We start from the raw sequence: 17,186 nt of genomic DNA, 5'->3' as shown, positions 1-17,186 counted from the left end.
CTATGCCTCCGCCTTGATGTGCTCGAGGTGCGCGATCGCGCGGTCGATGATGCGCTGCAGCGCATCCTGCGGTCCGTCTGCGACACCAGAGCGCAGCACCTGCACGAGCTCCTCATGGTCGGCGATCGGGCCGTCGAGGGTCGCGTGGGTCTCGAGATGCTGTACGTTGCGGTTCGCCATGAAGCGGCGCATCGGCCCACGAATTGCGAGCATGCTCCGCAACAGCACTCTGTTGTGAGCCGCTTCGGCGAGCACAACGTGGAACTCCGAGTCTGCCTCGAGGAAAGCCTCGCCATCGGTGTGGGCCGTTCGCATTCTCGCGAGAATCTCCTCGAGCTGCAGAAGCTGCCCGTCAGTACGACGCTGTGCGGCGAATCGGATGATCGCCGACTCGATGACCTGGCGTGCCTCGATAAGCTCGAGGTACTCGTCCGCCTCTGACGCCCCGAGCATCCAGGGTGCGATCCGTTCGTTCTCGTCGAGGGCCCTCACGAATGTCCCAACGCCGTGCCGAGTCTCCACCAGACCCCTCGCCTGAAGTGTTCGAATACCCTCGCGCACCGTCAGCATCGACACCCCCGTCTCGGCCGCGAGTGTCCTGAGCGAGGGTAGTACCGTTCCTGGGGCCCAGTCACCGGAGATGATGCGCCTGGTGAGCTGCTCGACGATCTCATCGACCACGCTGATCCGCTTCACCTGCGTGATATCGCGCACCATGTCAACCTCGCTTCCCTGCCGTCGTCCAATCGGGCAGCCTATAGAACACCGCGGCACTCCGCCACAGGATGTTCGCCGCTTCGACACCCGAGAGTGTGTCCGTCCAGCCCATCACCAGATCGAGCCATCGAGCATAGTCCGTGTGTGTTGATGATGCCGGCCAGTCGCTCCCGAACATACATCGTTCCGCGCCAAAAGACGCGAGTGCGTGCTCCAGAAACGGTATGACCTCAGAATCCGACCACGTGGCCGACCCCGTCTGAGGCGCAAGACCGGAGAGCTTGCAGGCGACCTGCGGCCGCCGTGCCAGTTCGGCGAGGTCACGGCGCCAGGCATCGTGGTTTGTCGTCGTCAGGTCGGGTTTACCCAAATGGTCGAGGACGATGCGCAGTTCGGGAACCGCATCGGCCAGGGTGGCAAGATCAGGCAGTTGGTCGTAAGTGATGCAAGCGTCGAACGACAGCCCGCGCGCAGCGAGTTCCCGAGCGCCGGTGATGACCTCCGGCGAGCGAGCGAATCCAAGCGGCTCCGACTGCAGCAGACGACGCACGCCGACAACTCTACTGTTGCTACTGAGCACGTCGAGTATCGGTGCCGCGTCGCGCGGTCGCTCGAGCGGTGCGTACACAATAATGCCGGAGACCGGATGGACGCCTGCGAGCGCAGACACGAGCGCGATCTCTTCGAGCGCCTGATCGGGTGCGCAGTCGGCCTGGACAAACACGAAGCCGTCTAAATCCATGATGCGCGACCCGAGCTCCGCATCGAGCTCGTCGAATCCAAACTGGCGATTCAACTCAGGGCTCGCCTCGAGCCAGTCGTATCGAAGGCAGTCCGGGTACCAGACGTGAAGATGTGCATCAATCAGTGGCATGCCGACTCACATCCGCGATCTCGCAGGAACCACAGGTGTTCAGGACACATCATTGCCACCTTCGATCGCGAGGCCCAGCCCTGCGTGCGCAGAGCGCGCGTGCGGGCCACCCGGCACTGCCCATGCCCCGACGCGCTCGGATACCGTGATCGCACGCTCGTCCACCACGATGCCGATTCCAGGCCGATCGCCCAGGATGACGGCACCGTGCTCGTACCGCTGATCAACGTCGAGGCCAACCGGCATTCCGAGATCCTGCACCTCGATTGCGAGGCAGTTAGGTACCGAGGCGGCGGCAGCGGCCAGCGGATTTGCGTCGTAAGCGACCGGACTGACTGGCAGGTCAAAGGCGTGTGCCAGAGCCGCCACCCGTAGGAAGTGCGTGATGCCCCAGACGCTACCCGTCTGAACGATATCGACCGCACCGGCAGTGAGAAGCGGCCGAAACTGCTCTATCCCCGTGAGGTTCTCACCTGAGGCCACCGCGGCGCGAGTCAGTCTGCGGATGGCGGCGTGGCCCGCAGCATCCCAGCGCCGCACCGGCTCTTCGATCCACGCAAGGTCGAGCTGCGCCTCGAGGCGTGCAAGGTAACGCGTCCCCTGCGCGCGATTCCAGCTCTCGTTGACATCAAGCATGAGCGAGGGATGCTCCACACCATGACCGGCGAAGACGTGAGCCACAAGCTCGAACCGACGGATGTCGCGCGCAGCATCCGCTCCCCCCTTGAGCTTGGCCGCTCTGAAACCGGCGCCCGCGAACCGCTCGTACAGGCTGACGAGTTGCGCATCATCGAGGCCCGCGTCGAGCCCCGATGCGTATCCGGGAACGACTCGGTCACGCGCACCCAGCAGGCGCCACAGCGGTTCTTTCGCCGCCTTGGCCTTGATATCCCACAACGCCATGTCGAGCGCGCCGATTGTGCCGAAGACCGCGCCCGCATGGCCAGACTTGAAGACACTGCGCAGCATTCGGTCGTAGAGCGCCGTCACAGCGCGAGGATCTTCACCCTCTATGGCGCTGAACACCGTCTCGATCGCAGGATGTGCACCGAGCCCGACCCCGGTGATACCCACGTCGGTCTCGACCAGAATGATCGGAACGTCCGTGACGCCCGATGCAATCACGCCATTGACATCGCCAACCGGCCGCCCCCAGTCGTGCACGGTGGTGAGCTGTCGGTACCCCGTGATCTTCACGAACGTTCACCCCTTCGTCGCGCCGACGACGACACCTGCAGCGATCTGGCGCTGGAAGACGAGGTAGACGAGCACCATCGGCAATGCCGCGATCACAACTCCGGCGATGTAAGTCGGCATATTGTCAGGATACTGGCCGAGAAGCGACGCAACGCCGATCATCACCGTGCGGTGCTGCGGCGAGCGCATGACTAGGAGCGCGATCAGGATGTCGTTCCAGCAGAACAGGGCATTGAGGATGCTGATCGACAATAGTGCGGGCTTGCCTAGCTGGATCATGATCCGGCGGTAGACGCCCCAGGTTGTGTTCCCGTCAATGCGTGCTGCCTCAATGATCTCGCGTGGGATCCGCGCATAGTAGCTGGTCATCAGGTAGACGGTAAAAGGCAGGAACTGCCCCACGTATGCGAGCACGAGCCCAGGGTAAGTGTCCAGTAACCCGATCTCACTAAGCACCTTGACGAACGGCACCATGATCACCTGGAATGGGATCATCATCGCTGCTAGACAGAGAAGGAACAGCGTCTGGCTTCCACGGAACTTGAGCTGGCTGAACGAGTATCCCGCCATGGAGCCGATGATTGCCAAGAGGACCACAGTGCTGACCGTAACGACGATCGAGTTGATGAGGTACGTGCCGATCGAGGAGGTCAGCCAGGCCTCAATGTAGTTGCTCAAGCCGAACTGCTTGGCAAGCGAGAGCGGATTGATGACGAACTCAAGCTTCGACATCATGGAGATGTTCGCGGCGAAGAACATCGGGTACAGCGTCGCCAGTCCGAGCAGTGCCATCGGGATCGCGATGATCCAGCGCGTGCGTCTTTCGGTCTTCATTAGTCCTCCGTGTTGGTGCGGCGCAGTATCCGGATCTGGATCAGGCCGATGACCAGCGTGATCGCGAATAGCACCATCGACGCGGCGGATGCCATCGCCGGCCGGTTCAGAGTGCCCTGTTCGTTCCAGATGTAGAGCTCCGGCAGGTAGCTCGCGGTTCCAGGCCCGCCGTAGGTCATGACGTAAAGCAAGCCGAACATGCCTGTCAGCATGCCGATGGTCGTCGTTACGATGACGAACTGGATCGTCTGCGACAACCCGGGGATGACCACGTGCCGGACTAGCTGCCGTAGGTTCGCCCCGTCGACCCTGGCGGCGTCGATCAGCGACTGGTCGAGGGTGGAGAACCCCGCGAGGAAGATGATCAGCGTCATACCGAACGTTGCCCAGATCTGCACGAGCACGACGCTCGGCAGCGCCGTGGTGCTCGTACCGAGCCAGTCGACGCTCGGGATCCCGAACAGCCCGAGAAACCAGTTCAGCGGCCCGTTGACGGCGAGCACACGGTTGAAGATCGCACCGATGACCACCGAGGAAAGAATGGCCGGGAGGAAGTACACGCTGCGGTAGAACCGGTGGCCGGGAACCCGCAGGTACAGGAACGTGGCGAGAATGCCGGGGAAGAACACCGCGAGCGGGAGGAAGGCCAGGAGGACCAGGATGTGCGTGAATGAGGCGATGAAGACCGGATCCTGGAACAGCTGGATGTAGTTCTGGATGCCGATGAACTGCCCGCTCTTGTCGCCGTCACCGGTGAACGAGAAACTCAGGCCGAGAAACAGTGGGTAGATCCGGATCAGGACGATGATCAGGATCGCCGGCAGCACCAGCAGGAACGGTGCCGCGAGCTCGCCTGGCGGCTTATGTCCGCGCCGGATCAGGGCCGGGCGCACACCCGGCGGCTGGTCGGCCCGTTCGACCGTCTTGGCCATGGTTGTCATGTCTCACTTCCTGTCTCTGAAGAGTGCTGGATGACGACCCTGGGCCTGGCGCCACCCTGCACGACGCGGTGCCGGGTCACGGCTGACCGAACCCGGCACCATCCTGCGTGGTGCCAGCCTTCCGACCGACACGACACTTGTGTCGCTAGAGCTGTCCGGACGTCTTCGCGTCGGACGCTGCCAGCTGCGAGATCGCGCTGTCGACGGAGACGGAGCCTTCAAGGATCTCCGTCGTGAGCTGCCCCATCAAGTTCTCGGTGTCGGCTGAGACCTTGTCGTGCAGCAGAGACTTGCCGTTCTTGAGCCAGGAGAAGATGTCTTTGCCTGCCTGGTTAGTGGTCTTCGGCGTGATCGTCGTGTCGGCCGAGACGGCACCCGCGTCGACGCTGAAAGTGGTGAGCGCGCCGTGATCCGCGTAGGCGAGTGCAAGCTGAGCCGCGAGCTTCGGGTTCTTCGTCCACTTCGTTACACCGAAACCGATGCCGCCTTCAATGGGCATGAAGGTCTCTGTCACCTTCGGGTTCTCGATCGGCGGCAGTGTCACACCGAGGTTCTTCCCCAAATACTGGCCGAACTGCCGGTAGTTGTCGGATCCGGAAGTGAGGCCTACGACGAACGCAGCCTTGCCCGCGCTGAACAGGTTGAACGAATCGTTGAACATCGCGGTCGAGTTGACGCCAGCGTTGTACCAACCGTCATCGTACGTCTGCTTCCAGAGGTCGAACACCTTCTTGACATCCGGAGAGTTCCAGTCGCGCTTGCCGTCAAGCCAGTTCTGATACTCGGTCGGGGTGAGGATACCGGGGCCGAACTCTGAGAAGAACAGCCCGAAGCCCAACCCCTCCTTGTTGCCAAGAGCGAAGCAACTCGCCTGGGTCTTCGATTTGACGGCAGCGCAGTCGGCGGAGAGTTGATCCCATGTCTTCGGTGCGGAGGTGATACCGGCCTCCTTCAGAACCTTCTTGTTGTAGTAAAGCGCGAAGCCTTGCATGGTGGTGGGTACCGCGTACTTGGTGCTGCCCTTGCTGAACATGTCCCACCCGGTGAGGCGTTTGGCGTCCGCAGCGGGTACGTACTTGTTCAGCGGCACAAGAGCGCTCGTCCTGCTCCAGATCTGCGATCCTCCGTTGAAAAGCACGACATCGGGGCCGGAGTTCGACTGGATGGCAGCGCCAAGGAGCGTGTAGTAGTTGGCATTCGGTTGTGAGACGACCTGCACCTGGACGTTCGGGTGCTCTTTCTTGAAGACCGCAAGCACCTGCGCCGAATACTCTGTCGATTCGCCGCCGGGATCGCCCCAGTTCCATACGACGAGGGTTCCTGATCCGGAGCCAGATGCCGACGACGCTGCCGATGTCGACTGGGCCGACACCCCAGCGCCACCGCACCCTGTGAGACACGCTGCAACTGCAGCGCCAATGGCGAGTAGTCCGATTAATCGCTTCATCGCGATGTACCTTTCATCTAGAACCTGGGTGAAACGCTGCGTACCGCAACTCGATGCCGATGCTCGGCGTATGGATAGGTCCCACAGACGCACCATTACAGTAACTGTTCATAACACCTAAAGTCAATAACAGTAAAATTACAATTTAAGAACAAGATGAATCGATTCATTGAGATACGCGCTCAGCACTGAGCCGAGCATGCCGGCCGGCCAGAATGCGGATGATCGTGCAATATTCGCGACCCTCGGCGTGCTCGAGCCAGATCATCGAACCGTCGGCACGCGCGACGTCCTCGCCGCCGATCCCGTGTGTTGACGGCTCCAGACCGACGGCATACTGACCCTCGCGCAGGTTCTGCCACTCAAAGAAATGCGGCATCGCCGCATGATCCCACGCCACTTCGACGCCCAACTCGCGATCGGCGCGCACCAGCGCAACCCGGCAGATTCCCTCGCGTGGCAGCAGACGATGCTCGAAGACCTGCTCAACGAGACCGCGCGACGGGCCAGGCAGCAGCCCGTACGGCACCCCCTGTTCGCGGACGGAATCGGACTGCCAGATCGTGTCGTCGACGTCGGCGATGAATTCGGTGCCCTCCTCAACCACCGGCCACCCGATGTTGATGTGGTACAGGAACATGTGCGGCGTGCGCTCGAACCCGAGGTTTTCCACTCGGTCGTGCAGCCTGATCTCAACGCCGTCGACGTCGACCTCGATAGTGCGCGTCAGGCGAAGATGCTCGCCAAATACGGTCGACTGCACAATCTCGCCGACGACGCGCAGCACGCCGCGCCCACCCTCCCAGACCTCCTGCGCCTGAAGCACCCGGCCGGGGATCGTTGAAAGCCTGCCGTGTAGGCCGTGACGGATCATGCGACGCGGCGGGTACCGATAGTGCCCCGCGTCGTATTCGCCGCCGAACAGCGTGTGGTCGAGGCCGGCCGACACGAGCAGACCATCAAGCCCGCGCAGCCAGGCAAGGCCGCCTTCGTCCTCCTCCGCGAGGCCGGGATGCCGGAACCCAACGCCGGACCGCCAGCCGAACGGAACCCCGCGCCACCTCGCGGCGCCGATGTCGAACGCGCGGTCAACCAGGACGTCGAACTCCAGGCCCGCCGCCGTGCGCACCTCGATGACCCGCACCGCGTGCTCGACGCCGCCGTCGAGAACGACGGATCGAAGGCCCCACAGGGCCTCCGTGTCGCCCGTTCGTCGCCGGATGCCGTCGGCATCGACCTCGGTACCCAGAATTATCATGCGTCACTCCATGATCCAGCCGCCGTCGACATTGATCGTCTGCCCCGTCACGAAGCTCGCATCGGGGCCGGCCAAGAACGACACAACGGAGGCGAGTTCCTCCGGCGCGCCGCGACGTTTGATGGCCTGGTTTTCGAGCACGAACTCGGCGTATGATGCCGGGTCGCCCTGGATTTCTTCGGCTTTCGTGGGGAACGCCCCGGGTGAGACTGCGTTGACCCGCACCCCGTGGCCACCGAGCTCGCGCGCGAGCGCTCTGGTGAGTGCGACGGCCGCACCCTTGGTCGAGACGTAGCTCGCTAGCGACGGCCATCCGCCGTGCCATGTAATGGACGAGACGTTGACGATCGCCCCGGTCCCGCGGCGCACCATGCGGCCGGCCGCCGCCTGTGCCGCAGCGAAATACGCCCGCTGATTCACCGCGACGACATCGTCATACTCGGCGAGGGAGATATCGAGGAAAGGCGTCGGCGGGTAGATCGCAGCGTTGTTGACCAGCAGGGTCAGTGGCGCCCGATCCGTGTCCGCACGCTCGATCGCCGCAGTCAGAGCACCGACGTCACGCAGATCGACCGGCGCGGCTTCCACTGTCGCGCCGTCCGCTTCAACGAGTTCAGCAGTGCGAGCCAACGCGACCTCATCGATGTCGCTGACGACGACCGCGAAGCCGTCTGCGCCGAGTCTGCGAGCGATCGCACGACCAAGGGAGCCGCCCGCTCCCGTCACAAATGTCGTCGCATTCGGTGCCGCCATCTATCGCACCCTCCTCCGTCGCGTCCTGCCTGTCAGTACCAGCTGATGAGCTTGGTGCGAGTGAAGAACTCCATCGACTCCGGGCCATGCTCTTTCGATGTCGTGCCGGATGACTTGAAGCCTCCGAACGGCGCGGCAAGCTCGATTCCGGCGGTCGCGCCGCCCACTGCGACGACGCCGCAGTCCGCGCGCTCGGCGACCCGCTGAGCGATGCGGATGTCACGCGTGTGCACGGCCGACGACAGACCGTATGCCGTGCCATTGAGCACGTCAATGGCGTCATCGACGTCCCTTGCGACCATGATCGAAAGCACAGGGCCGAAGACCTCCCGCATGGCGATCTCGCTCGACCGATCCACACGGGTGAGCACGGTCGGCGCATAGTACGATCCCGGACGATCGAGGCGATGCCCGCCTGTTGCGATCACCGCGCCGGCTTCGACTGCGCGCCGCACATACCCGTCGGTCGTGCTCAGTTGCCGCTCGTCGATGAGGGGGCCCATCTGCGTGGCTTCGTCGGCAGTGTCACTGACGGTGAGCGCCTCTGCCCGTTCGACGATCAGGTCGGTGACGGCGTCGGCGACCGCGGCGTGCACGATAACGCGCGATGTCGCTGTGCACTGCTGACCGGCCGCGGCGAACGCGGCTTGCACGATCAGCTGCGTGGCGCGATCCAGGTCGGCGTCCGGCATCACGATGGCGCCGTTCTTACCGCCGAGCTCAAGTTGCAGTTTCGTGAGGGTTCCCGACAATGATGTCTGAAGCGCAAGCCCGACCTCGGTCGATCCGGTAAAGCTCACCGCTCCGACGCGCCGGTTCGTGGCAACGGCCTCACCGACGGTCGACCCCGCTCCCGGTAAAAACTGTACGAGACCCTGGGGCAGTCCGGCGTCGTACAGCGCTCGCACCAGATGCCATGCGGTCAGCGGGGTTGCCGATGCCGGCTTGAGCAGCACGGCGTTACCCGCCAGGAGCGCAGGCGCAAGTTTGCGCGCGGGGGACGCGGCTGGAACGTTCCACGGGGTAATGGCTGCTGCCACGCCAACCGGCTCCCGCCGTGTCTCGTGCCTGACACCGCCGGAACCGGCGAACGAACGCCCGTCGAGCGCGCCAACGAGGCCCGCATAGTAACGGAACGTCTTGACAGCCTTCGCCACCTCGGCTTCCGCCTCGCGCCGTGGTCTGCCGCCCTCGCAGCGCAATACGTCGGCGATCTCGACGGAGCGCCCCTGTAAGACATTGCCTGCCGCTGCCAGCACGACGGCACGCTCGGCGGGCGGCACGGCGCGCCAAGAACGACCTGCGTCCTCGGCCACCGCAGCCGCATGGTCGACATCGGCACTATCGACGGTGACAATGGAGCCAACCGTAGGTCCGCCCGAGGGGTCGTCGACCTGCCGAATCGGACCCCGGGCCAGCCAGCCTGTGCCGACGTACGCTGCTGCATGGACCTCTGAGCTGGCCGTCACGACATCACCAGCCCGCCGTCGACGTTGAGCGCCTGCCCTGTAATGTTGCCAGCCAGCGGCGATGCCAAGAACACCACGGCATTGCCGACGTCCTGCGGAGTCTGCCCACGACCCAGTGGGATCGAGCGCACGACTTTTGCCGCAAAGAACTCCTCGTCGGTCTGGGCTGCAGCGACAGGGTCGTTCTCGGCCACGGCGCTGCGCTGCTGAGCATAGAACGGCGTGAAGACCATACCGGGGCAGATCGAGTTCACGCGCACATTGTGCACGGCGAGGTCGCGCGCCATAACCTGCGTGATATTGATCACGGCCGCCTTCGACGCCGAGTACGGCGGGGAGGTCTGGAAGCCGGTACGACCAGACACCGAAGCGATATTCACAATCGCCCCACCGCCCGCGGCGATCATGGCAGAACTCACGGCCTTGGACACCAGAAACGTGCCGACGACGTTGACCTGCCACGGGAGGGACCAATCGCGCTGGTCGAGACGGGTGAATGGCATGCCGGTACGGCCTGCCACTCCGGCACCGTTTACGACTATCGTGGGTGCACCGACGGACGCCACGCTTTCGAGGCCGCGCGCCACGTCCGCTTCATCGGTCACGTCGAAGGCGACCGACTCTACCCGTTCCGGCATGTGCGCGAACGTGCTTTCGAGCACGGAGAGGTCGCGGTCGGCCGCGATAACGGTTGCGCCCGCGTCATGCAGCGCCTGTACGATGCCCTTGCCGATGCCGCCTGATGCACCCGTGACGAGTGCGACGGAGCCGCTCAAGTCGATCTTGATGCTCATACGAACTCCAGCACGCCGGGGCCGACCCAGCCAGGCAGTTGATCCAAACGCGACGGTGCGAACAATTCATAATAGACTGCGCCCCCGGACCCGACGGCGAGCGCACCGTGCAGGGACCCCGGCGGGAAGAACACGAGGTCGCCTGGCACTGCATCGAACACTTCGTCGTCGATTTGGAGAGTCACCACTCCCGTGATCATGATGAGGATCTGCTCGTTCTCGTGGCGATGAAGTGTGCCGTCGAACGCCGCATCGGGCGCCGTGACCACACGCACAGCAGATATATTGCGCGCTGCGATCGCCTGCCGGGCGGAACCGGGCCGCATTCCGCTCGCGACGGGTATGGATTTCCAGTCGATCAGCATCGTCTACGCCGCCATTCCGCGTCCGGGAAGGATCGCCGGCTCGCCCTGCCACGGGTGCGCACGCACGAAATCCCAGTCGATCTCGAAGCCCAGCCCTGGTCCCGGTGGGGGATACACCTTGCCACCCTCCAACCGCAGCGTGTAGTCACCGAGCCGCGTCATCAGGTCGTTGTGCGTGATGTCCCACTCGAACATCGCGGAATGCGCCGCCGACGCCACTAGATGCAGGTTCGCAGCCACCGTGATGATGTCGTTGAAGGTGTGCGGATTCCAGCTGAGATGTGCGGATGCGGCAGTTTCGGCGATCCCGCGGACCTCGGTGAACCCCCCGGCTCGACTGACATCGGCTTGGAGGACGTCGATGGCTCCTTCGCGTATGAAGTCGTGGAACGCGCTGCGCGTGTAGAGGTTCTCGCCGGTCGCAACGCGCACCGCGGTGTGCCGATCACGGAGCATTCGGTGCCCCTCGATGTCGTCGAGAGAGATGGGCTCCTCGAACCAGTACACCTCGTGCTCATCGAGCACGTTAAGCAGGCGCAGTGCCTGATGCCGACTCAGGCTCTGATTGGCGTCGACGAGCAATTCGACCCCTTCGCCCGCCCGATCACGCAGGGCCGCAAGATTCCGCACGTCGCGCCGCAGATCTCGACCGACCTTGAGCTTCACCGCAGTGAATCCGTGCTCGATCCAGCCTTCGACCTCGTCGGCAGCCTGCTGGGGGCTCAGATCCCAATAGATCGAGCTGGCGTAAGCGCGCACGCCGTCGCGATGGTAGAGACCGCCCAGTAGCTCATAGAGGGGCTGCTGCAGCGCCCGCCCCTTGATATCCCAGAGCGCGATGTCGACGCCGGAAAGCGCCGCGATGCCGACGGACCTGTGACCGAGGTTGCGCGAGACTTCGCCGTGAAAGATCTTGTTCCATAGAAAGGGCGCGGCGAACGGATCCTCGCCTATCAAATGAGGCCCGATCACCCCTTCGATGATCCGGGTCAGGACCGCGAGGTCATAGGGCCCAGAGGGCGAGCCGATACCTGTGATGCCTTCGTCTGTCGACACCTCGACGAGCACCATCTGGCGGTTCAGCTTGAGTCCGGCTCCCGATTCGATGCGCCGCCGTTCGGGTATAGGTGTGCTGAGTGGATGCGCCTGCACGCGTGTAATCTTCATCCGAGGAGGCCTATGCCCTTTCCGCCATCGACGGCGATGGTCGTTCCAGTGAGATATGAAGCTGCGGGCGAGCATACGAACGCGACAACGGCGCCAAACTCGGCTGGTGTGCCGTACCTACCCATGGGTATGGCTGATTCCGACGCGCTACGCACGTCTCCGACGGGCTTTCCGGTGCGCTCCGCGGCTGCGGCGTCAAGTTCGCCGACACGCTCGGTTTCGATGCGTCCCGGCGCTACGGCGAGGACACGGACACCGTTCGGAGCGAACTCTGCGGCAGCGCATTTCATGAGCGCTGTCACACCTGCGCGCATAATATTCGAGGTTGCGAGGCCGAGGATCGGCTCGCGCACTCCCGAGGAGGTGACGATCACGATGACGCCTCGACCGCACCTCGCCATGGCTGACCCGGCGATTGCCACGATCTGCGTCGTTGGTCGTAGAAGGCAAGCGTAAGCGGCGTCCAGTTCGCCTGGCGCAAGCTCGCGCACCGTGCTCGGCGGCGGTCCCCCTGACGAGACGACGATCGCATCGGGCGGATCCGAGTTCACGACCTCGAGAACTCGGATAAGAGACGACGCCTTGGAGAGATCTAGCGGTAGTGCCACTATCTCGCGGTGTGGATGAGCCCCGCGAAGCTCGGCGACCGCGCGGTCAAGCCTCACGCCATGGCGCGCTGAGATCATCAGGTCATAGCCGGCGTTGGCGAGCGCCTCGGCCGAACAGCGCCCCAGGCCGCGACTCGCTCCGACCATCCACGCTTTGGGCATCGCGCCGCCTCTCGTCTAGTTCCCATAGTTCCCACGCGACGCAAGATCGCTGTCTCAGCGCTCACATCGTTTCTAACTGTTTAAAATACCTTATGTCAACCTTGTCGAGTGTATACCCACTCGCGTAAAGTGTATAAGTGACCTAAACACTCAAAACCTCGATACAGTAGTACCCGCTCCGACGATCAGCAGAATGGCGTGACGCGAACGCATGACCACACTCCGACCCCGCCTGCCCGATACCCTCGTGGATGCGTCAAAGCACATAATCCAAACGAAGCAGGCGTGGGAAGGGCGAAAAGCAGAACTTCGTGCGCTGTTCGAGTCGGAGATGTACGGCCCCTGGCCAGGAACGCCCGCTGTGTCACACGTGCGAGCTCTTGAGGACGGATACGCATTCGGTGACACCGCGGTGGTGCGGCGCATTCGAGTAAGCACGCAGCGGCCGACGAGCGAATTCGTCCTGACCATCGTGCGCCCTACCGGTACACAGACGCCCGTGCCGTGTTTCGTCTATCCGAACTTCGATGGCGACCCAGCGCTACCGGCAGATACCGCCCCTGTGGCGCAGGAGGCCGAACAACTGGGGCACGCTACGGACGCATGGGATCTGCCGTCCACGCTCGCAGCTGGCTATGCCGTCGCGACATTCCGCTACGCCTCGGTCGTGCCCGATGAACTCGCCGCGGCCGAGCGGTCGCTTCTCGGCTTCACCGCCGGCGGTCCTCGCCCGGGTGGCCTCATCGTGTGGGCATGGGCCGCGTCGCGCGCTCGCGAGGCCCTCTCGGCAGTTCCGGAGATCGATCACGATCGCGTCATCGTCGCGGGACATTCCCGGATGGGCAAGGTCGCGCTCATTGCGGCCGCGTTCGACGAACGGTTCTGCGGGGCCGTCGCCCACCAGTCCGGATGCTGCGGTGCGGCTCCGTCCCGTGCGCACCCAATGCTGGCTAAGCCTGGGGCGGACGGCCGCCCGGCAGTCGAGACCATCGCGTCGATCACACACGCCTTCCCGCACTGGTTCACTCCACGGCTATCGACTTACGCTGACAGCACCGGCGATCTGCCCGTTGATCAGCACGAGCTCATCGCGCTTTGCGCACCGCGCCCTGTTTTGCTGTCCAACGCTGCCGACGATCAGTGGGCCGACCCTGAAGGACAGTTCGAGATGCTCCGCGCTGCCGAGCCGGTCTACCGACTGCTCACCGGCACTGGACACGATACCGCGCAGCCATCGGCTCCAGAAATGCTCGCCAACGGGCTTCTGGCGTACACACTGCGCGAGGGCGGGCACGCGGTGACAGCCGCCGATTGGCGCACCTGGTGCGAATTTGCTGACAGCAGGTTCGGAAGGTTCGGCGCAGCAGACGAGGAAGGCTGAGAGCATGTCATCACGGCAAACGGTGGAGTTGAACCTGCACTGGAAAACGGCGCTTGGGGGCGACCCGGCGTGGGCCGCAGAGTCGTTCAACGACGCCGCGTGGGTCGAGGTGGACTTACCACACAACTGGGACTCCTACCACGGCTATCATCAGGTCTCGCACGGCAACCTGCACGGCGAATGCTGGTACCGCACCACATTCCTTGCGCCGGCCGCTTCTGCCGGCAGGCATGCCTTCGCGACGTTCGAAGGCGCGGGGTCCTACGCCGAGGTCTTCGTCGGCGGCGTGAGCGTCGGGTCGCATAGCGGCGGCCGCACCTCCTTCACAGTGGAGCTGTCACGACACATGCACTGGGGTGAGGCCAACACAATCGCAGTGCACATCCGGCATCCGGCGGGCATAGACGACCTGCCGTGGGTGTGCGGTGGCTGCTGGGGCACACCGAACACCGAAGGATCGCAGCCATTCGGGATATTCCGCCCGGTGCGCCTGGAGTACACCGCAGACGTCATCGTCGAGCCTTTCGGCGTCGGCGTCAGCACCGCGACGATCGGCGACAGTCACGCGACGATCGCGCTTGTCAGTGAACTGAAGAACTACGCACAGACGGCGCGGCCGTTCATCCTCACCCAGTCGGCGTTCGACGCTTCCGGCGTACACGTCGCCAGCCAAACGACGACCGGCGAGCTCGGCGCCGGGGACACTGCGACCGTCAGAGGGGTGATGCACATCGATCATCCGCGTCTCTGGTCGCTGGAGGATCCACATCTGTACCGGCTGGTCAGCGAGGTCGCCGACGACGTGGGCGGCGCGGATGCGACGACCACGAGATTCGGCGTGCGGACGATCGAATGGCTGCGCGATGACGACCCCGCCGAAAAGCCAACCATCGACCCAGCCAAGATCGACGAGATGCCGTCCGCGGCGAACAACCGTTTCACGCAACGCACGATCGGCGATGGGAAGCGCCCGGTCCACATCGATCCGTGCGGAGTCGCCGTCGAGCTGCCCGATTTCACCTCGCGCCGCACGAGCATCGCCGTCACGACGACACTCTCCAACACTGACGACATCCCGCATCGCGTCGTGCTCGACTCGTTTGTGCAGAACCACGACAGAACGAAGTTCATCGCCAGGTTGTCGCAGACACTCGACCTTGCGCCAAACGAGCAGCGCACAGTGCGGCAGCAGGCCCAGCCGGTCAACATGCCCGATCTTTGGTCGCGCGAGGCACCCTACCTGCACGCGATCGTCAGCACGGTCCGCTCGAAAGATCGTTGGGAAGGCATCTGGGATCAGACCCGGACGACGTTCGCGATCGCCGAGATCGACGGGCTCGCGAACCGTGGCGACCCGATCGTGCGACCCGAACCCTCCTTGTCGCGGGCCCAGTTCCTACTCAATGGCCAGCCCGTCTTCATCAATGGCACAGCCGAGTACGAGCACCTCCTCGGCCGCGACCATGCATTCTCGGATGAACTGATCACGGCCCGCATCGACCAGATCCAGGCGGCCGGGTTCAACGCCTTCCGCGAGGCCCACCATCCGCACAACCTGCGCTACATTGCCGAGTGCGACGCGCGCGGCATCCTGTACTGGCCACAGATGGGCGCGCACATCTGGTTCGATACCGATGGGTTCCGGGAAAATTTTCGCGCACTTTTGCGCGAGTTCGTGAAGGAGCGCCGCAACAGCCCGTCCGTGATCATGTGGGGGATCCAGAACGAGTCGATCCTGCCGCGGCGATTCACCGAAGAACTCGCGGGGATCGTGCGAGAGCTGGACCCAACGGCGGGCGGGGAACGGCCGACGACCACTTGCAATGGGGGCGAGGGCGGCGACTGGAACATCCCGCAGAACTGGAGCGGCACGTACGGCGGCACCTCCAATGCGTACGACCTTGAGCTCGCCGAGTGCAAGCTGGTAGGCGAATACGGCCAGTACCGCGTGTCTGGGCTGCACACCGATGCGAATCCAGAAGCCCTCCAGAATCTCGGCGCACAGACGCCGGAAGAGATCTTCACCTACTGCCTCGAGAACAAGATCCGACTCGGCGAAAGAATCCGCGAACGGGTGTTCGGGCACTTCCAGTGGCTTTTCGCCTCCCACGCCAACCCAGGCAGAGAGACGATCTACTGCACGGATGGCACGGGCAACGGCGCCGTCGGAGTGGTCAACAACAAGGGCCTGCTAACGGCGTGGGGTGAGCCAGTCGATGCGTTCCACATGTATCGGTCGAACTACACGCCCGCGAGCCTCTCCCCCATGATCTACATCTCGTCGCACACCTGGCGAGATCGGTTCGCGGGCACGGAGCAGGTGGGTGACATCAGTGTCTACTCGAACTGCGAGGAGGTCGAGCTCTTCAACGACGTAGGATCTGTCTCGCTGGGAACACAGTCGCGGGGCCCGGCTGGCACGCATTTTCTGTTCCGCGGCGTACGTCCCAGCTGTAACGTGCTGTACGCAGAGGGTCGTGTGGGTGGCGTCACGGTCGCCAGGGATGCTATCGTGCTCGACGGATTGCCACCCGCCCCGCATGTTGAGTTGCTTTACGGTGAACGTGTGCCAGACACACGCCCCGAGCCAGGCAGAGAATATCTCTATCGCGTCAACTGCGCCGGGAGCGAGTACATCGACGCCTGCGGCACCGTGTGGACCGGTGACCGTGTCGCTGGCGACGACTCCTGGGGAGTCCAGACCTGGGCGCACGCATTCGACGATGTGAACCCCGAACTCGGCAGCAGGGGGTGGGCGCACGGCATCGTGCGGGGCACAGCCGATCCCGGGCTCTATGAGACGTTCCGCTACGGCGACGGCACGCTGAGCTATCGGTTCCCGGTACCTGACGGCGACTACAGCATCGACCTTTACTTTGCCGAGCCCTGGTACGGGGTCGGTGGCGGGCTTGATTGCAAGGGCTGGCGCGTGTTCGACGTGGCGGTGTGCGGCACCACGGTTCTCGCAGGCCTCGACATCTGGGCCGAAGCCGGATGTCTGACGGCCTTGAAGAAGACGGTTCGGTCGACTGCGACAGGCGGGATGCTCGTGGTCGGCTTCCCGAGTACTCCGAGCTACCCGGCCGTCATCAGCGCGATCGCCGTACACCGAAGCGCATAAGCCTAGCGTCTCGCGAGCGCACGGACACGCCGATATCCAGCGTGCTGCATATATAATATATAACTGGCCAGGTTGTGTCGGCGGCCGCCTGGCCGCCA

Annotated in this window: 15 protein-coding genes; 2 read left to right on the top strand and 13 right to left on the bottom strand. The window is 63.7% G+C overall.

What is annotated here, in order from left to right; all coding sequences use genetic code 11:
• The 13 genes from QU604_RS01655 to QU604_RS01595 form a co-directional block, all read right to left on the bottom strand.
• Nucleotides 1-717 (bottom strand): FadR/GntR family transcriptional regulator, encoded by a 717-nt coding sequence (locus QU604_RS01655; RefSeq protein ID WP_308467062.1) that lies wholly within the window; start codon nucleotides 715-717, stop codon nucleotides 1-3.
• Between the two features lies 1 nt (nucleotide 718).
• Nucleotides 719-1,591: an amidohydrolase family protein gene (locus tag QU604_RS01650; protein ID WP_308467061.1), complete on the bottom strand. Its 873-nt coding sequence runs from the start codon at nucleotides 1,589-1,591 to the stop codon at nucleotides 719-721.
• A 39-nt stretch (nucleotides 1,592-1,630) separates the two neighbouring features.
• Nucleotides 1,631-2,788, bottom strand: coding sequence for a mandelate racemase/muconate lactonizing enzyme family protein (locus QU604_RS01645; protein WP_308467060.1), 1,158 nt, complete (start codon nucleotides 2,786-2,788; stop codon nucleotides 1,631-1,633).
• A gap of 6 nt (nucleotides 2,789-2,794) precedes the next feature.
• Nucleotides 2,795-3,622: a carbohydrate ABC transporter permease gene (locus QU604_RS01640; protein ID WP_308467059.1), complete on the bottom strand. Its 828-nt coding sequence runs from the start codon at nucleotides 3,620-3,622 to the stop codon at nucleotides 2,795-2,797.
• Complete coding sequence (locus QU604_RS01635; RefSeq protein ID WP_308467058.1) at nucleotides 3,622-4,563, bottom strand: carbohydrate ABC transporter permease; 942 nt, start codon at nucleotides 4,561-4,563, stop codon at nucleotides 3,622-3,624. Before QU604_RS01635 ends, QU604_RS01640 begins: the two co-directional genes overlap by 1 nt.
• Nucleotides 4,564-4,708: 145 nt before the next feature.
• A complete protein-coding gene (locus QU604_RS01630) occupies nucleotides 4,709-6,010 on the bottom strand; it encodes an ABC transporter substrate-binding protein (protein ID WP_308467057.1) in 1,302 nt (433 codons plus the stop codon).
• 166 nt (nucleotides 6,011-6,176) lie between these two features.
• On the bottom strand, nucleotides 6,177-7,268 hold the full coding sequence (locus QU604_RS01625; RefSeq protein ID WP_308467056.1) for a DUF4432 family protein: 1,092 nt from the start codon (nucleotides 7,266-7,268) through the stop codon (nucleotides 6,177-6,179).
• Between the two features lie 3 nt (nucleotides 7,269-7,271).
• On the bottom strand, nucleotides 7,272-8,021 hold the full coding sequence (locus QU604_RS01620) for an SDR family NAD(P)-dependent oxidoreductase (protein ID WP_308467055.1): 750 nt from the start codon (nucleotides 8,019-8,021) through the stop codon (nucleotides 7,272-7,274).
• A 32-nt stretch (nucleotides 8,022-8,053) separates the two neighbouring features.
• Complete coding sequence (locus QU604_RS01615) at nucleotides 8,054-9,490, bottom strand: aldehyde dehydrogenase family protein (RefSeq protein ID WP_308467054.1); 1,437 nt, start codon at nucleotides 9,488-9,490, stop codon at nucleotides 8,054-8,056.
• Nucleotides 9,487-10,284, bottom strand: a complete 798-nt coding sequence (locus QU604_RS01610; RefSeq protein ID WP_308467053.1) for an SDR family NAD(P)-dependent oxidoreductase — start codon at nucleotides 10,282-10,284, stop codon at nucleotides 9,487-9,489. The genes QU604_RS01615 and QU604_RS01610 overlap by 4 nt, the downstream gene beginning before the upstream one ends.
• Nucleotides 10,281-10,649, bottom strand: a complete 369-nt coding sequence (locus QU604_RS01605; RefSeq protein ID WP_308467052.1) for a cupin domain-containing protein — start codon at nucleotides 10,647-10,649, stop codon at nucleotides 10,281-10,283. The genes QU604_RS01610 and QU604_RS01605 overlap by 4 nt, the downstream gene beginning before the upstream one ends.
• Nucleotides 10,650-10,652: 3 nt before the next feature.
• Nucleotides 10,653-11,816 carry a mandelate racemase/muconate lactonizing enzyme family protein gene (locus QU604_RS01600; protein ID WP_308467051.1) on the bottom strand — a complete coding sequence of 388 codons (1,164 nt, stop codon included), beginning with the start codon at nucleotides 11,814-11,816 and terminating at the stop codon, nucleotides 10,653-10,655.
• Nucleotides 11,813-12,586 (bottom strand): SDR family oxidoreductase, encoded by a 774-nt coding sequence (locus QU604_RS01595; RefSeq protein WP_308467050.1) that lies wholly within the window; start codon nucleotides 12,584-12,586, stop codon nucleotides 11,813-11,815. Before QU604_RS01595 ends, QU604_RS01600 begins: the two co-directional genes overlap by 4 nt.
• A gap of 211 nt (nucleotides 12,587-12,797) precedes the next feature.
• Between QU604_RS01595 and QU604_RS01590 the strand changes: the two genes are divergently transcribed.
• Nucleotides 12,798-13,967 carry a glucuronyl esterase domain-containing protein gene (locus QU604_RS01590; RefSeq protein ID WP_308467049.1) on the top strand — a complete coding sequence of 390 codons (1,170 nt, stop codon included), beginning with the start codon at nucleotides 12,798-12,800 and terminating at the stop codon, nucleotides 13,965-13,967.
• 4 nt (nucleotides 13,968-13,971) lie between these two features.
• Nucleotides 13,972-17,088, top strand: coding sequence for a malectin domain-containing carbohydrate-binding protein (locus QU604_RS01585; protein WP_308467048.1), 3,117 nt, complete (start codon nucleotides 13,972-13,974; stop codon nucleotides 17,086-17,088).
• Nucleotides 17,089-17,186 lie beyond the last annotated feature (98 nt).

It is taken from the genome of Rathayibacter sp. SW19 (genome assembly GCF_030866825.1).
Taxonomy (GTDB): Bacteria; Actinomycetota; Actinomycetes; order Actinomycetales; family Microbacteriaceae; genus Rathayibacter_A; species Rathayibacter_A soli.
Note: the sequence above shows the minus strand (reverse complement) of the source record. Positions and strands in the feature narration are given on the sequence as shown.